Raw genomic sequence first — 2,557 nt, 5'->3', positions numbered from 1 at the left:
AGCAGCACCCGCTCCGGCCGCGGCACCCGCCGCCCCCACGACGACGGCCGCCGCCGGCGCTGGCGAAGCCCTGTACAAGCAGGCGTGCCAGGTCTGCCATGCCGCCGGCATCGCCGGTGCGCCCAAGTTCGGCGACAAGGCCGCCTGGGCCGAGCGCCTGAAGGACGGCATCGACGGCATGACCCGCATCGCCATTGCCGGCAAGGGTGCCATGCCGCCCCGCGGCGGCACGCAGGCGTCGGACGCGGACATCCATGCGGCGGTCGAGTTCATGGCCAACGCGGCCAAGTAAGACGAGGCACCCGACCTACCACAAAAGGCGGGGCATTCAACTCCATGCCCGTTTGGTAAGCCCTGAGAATTACTCAGGGCACTTCACAAAAGAAAAGGGACAGCGATTGCTTGTCCCTTTTTTATGCATTAACCAAATGAACCTGCATCCGGCAGGAATTCTCTACGGGGCGGACATCTCACTTCGGCTAAAACGATCGAAAATTCCCTTTCAAACTGAAATCATTGAAATATCAGTTCAATCAAAAGGCAAAAATCACTGCTTGACTTTTAAATTCAGTGAGAGCCATGTTATTATCAATTGAATCTTTCAATGACTTGGTAATAATATGTCCAAGCTTGATATTACAAAGCTGCCCACAGTGATGCGATCAAACAATTGGGAGCGTGGGGCCCAATTGATGGAAAAGTGGTTTTCAGACCCATCAAACTCATCCCCCTCGAATGGTATAGCGTCTACAGACATCATTACCATGGATTGGGTTCTTGGCTTTTCCCGAGCGCGCCAAGTCTACGACACGCTGATCTCGGAACGCATTTGGCTGAATGAAGCTGCCCGCAGGGAGATTATGAAGCTCCTCAAACGAAAGAACGCACTGGGCAGCGGCAAACAACGCTTCTTGCTCCCCAGGATGCTCCAGTCCATGGAGAATGAAGCCATTCAATTCCGCGTGATTGGCGGAAACATGGACATGTTAGTGGGCCCCATGGACGACTTGAGGGCCGCATTGGGCAACTTCACGTTCCGCTTGGTGGTGGCCGAAACCGTAGAGGCTGAAATGACCGAGAAAAAAGTTGCTTCAGGCCCGGCACCGAAGGTTCCGACCGGCAATTATCTGGTGACCATCGAGGAGGTAGGCATCTATGTCAAGGACTCCTATGACTTCAATGATGCAGCGGGCGAAGACCAGGATCTTGGAAACTGGAACTTCGAATCCAATAGCGTCGGGCGAACCGGTTTGAATGGCGGCTTCAACGTCCGCAATTCTGATTTCAGGAAATGGCGCTCGGCCAATGGGAAAGGCGGTGATTTTCTGATCTATTCCGATATGCGGGTGCTCAAGCAGACCACGAACAATACGTTCTTGTTCAAGCCATAGAACCATGGCCCATCCAAGCGCATCGCGCTCCAAATTCTTGGCCTTGCTCGTCGCCGTGGCGCTGGGGGTCTGTGGCTGGCTGTCGTTCACGCCCAGCGGGCGCAAGCTGTGTTGCTCCAGCGTTTACAAAACCTTCACCAGTCCGGACCAACGCTTTCAAGTGGCCGTGTTCCGGATCGGCTCGCCGTGGCGAATGTCGCCCGGCGCTTCCGCAGACGCCCCTGGCTTTGTGCAGCTCCAAACCCAGGACGGCACCGTCTTGCAAGAGACGAACATCGAAGCCGTGCAACTGGTAGATCAGGTCCACTGGGAACCACGGAGCGTGGAGATCAAGCTGATCGCCGAATGGGTGCTTCCCGGCTCGTGACTGGCTTTCATAGGCATCTTCGGTGAAGACGAGGTCATATCCGAAGTGAAGCGCCCGGCCGCTCGGGACAACGCCAGCAGGTAAAGCCTTGAGAAAGTGTGTGCGCCGGCACTGCCGCGCCGCGCAGAACCGCCCGGGGCCCGGCAACGGCTCAGACCCGGAACACCGAGGGCTGCAGCACGTAGCCATAGCGCACCGGCAGATCGGCCGCCTGCACCGGCTGCGGGTCCCACTGCCCGGCCTCGACCGCCTGCGAGGCGGTTTCCATGTCCAGCGTGTGCGCCAGCCCCAGCACGGTGCCGTCGAACAGGTACAGGCGACCGGCCTCGTCCAGCAGGCATTCGCGGGCGGTGGAGGCGCGGCCGGTGTGGGCAACGAGGGTGAAATCCGGCTCGATGCGCCAGACCACCGGGGTGATCTCCAGCTCCACGTACACGCGCTGCGGGCCATTCTGGAAGAACCAGCGCCCCTGGGCGTCGGCCTCGTAGTTGCGCTGGATGAAGTCGATGAGCTTGCCGTGCGCCAGCAGCGAGCCTTTGGTCTGCGGGAACGGCCCCTGGGCCTGGGTGGCGTCGTCGCGCATGTACCAGCGGCCCCGCGCGTCGAGCCCCAGCCAGCCGTAGCAGTCGGGAACGTTGGGCCACTTGGCGATGGCCTGTTTGACGATGTCATCCATGGCGCGATGGTATCGAGGGGGTTTCGCCGGCCGCGTAGTCCGGTGCCCCGTGGGCCGCCAGCCAGCCGGCCACCTCGGCCGGCATGGCGCGCACGTGGCCCGGCAGGCGCCCCTGGGCGAAGC

Annotated in this window: 4 protein-coding genes; 3 read left to right on the top strand and 1 reads right to left on the bottom strand. The window is 60.2% G+C overall.

Annotated features, from left to right (window positions below; translation table 11 throughout):
* From AC27IO_RS22820 to AC27IO_RS22810, 3 genes are all read left to right on the top strand, one after another.
* Window positions 1-292, top strand: a 292-nt coding sequence (locus AC27IO_RS22820; protein ID WP_498740931.1) for a c-type cytochrome, incomplete at its 5' end; no start/stop codon positions are given.
* A 328-nt stretch (window positions 293-620) separates the two neighbouring features.
* Complete coding sequence (locus AC27IO_RS22815) at window positions 621-1,391, top strand: DUF6402 family protein (protein WP_498740929.1); 771 nt, start codon at window positions 621-623, stop codon at window positions 1,389-1,391.
* A gap of 4 nt (window positions 1,392-1,395) precedes the next feature.
* Complete coding sequence (locus AC27IO_RS22810) at window positions 1,396-1,758, top strand: hypothetical protein (RefSeq protein ID WP_317353657.1); 363 nt, start codon at window positions 1,396-1,398, stop codon at window positions 1,756-1,758.
* 151 nt (window positions 1,759-1,909) lie between these two features.
* On the opposite strand, the gene AC27IO_RS22805 is transcribed toward AC27IO_RS22810, so the two are convergent.
* Window positions 1,910-2,434, bottom strand: coding sequence for a DUF2946 family protein (locus AC27IO_RS22805; RefSeq protein WP_498740927.1), 525 nt, complete (start codon window positions 2,432-2,434; stop codon window positions 1,910-1,912).
* Window positions 2,435-2,557 lie beyond the last annotated feature (123 nt).

This window comes from Acidovorax sp. KNOB132, from assembly GCF_057541515.1.
This window is presented reverse-complemented; position numbering and strand designations above follow the sequence as displayed.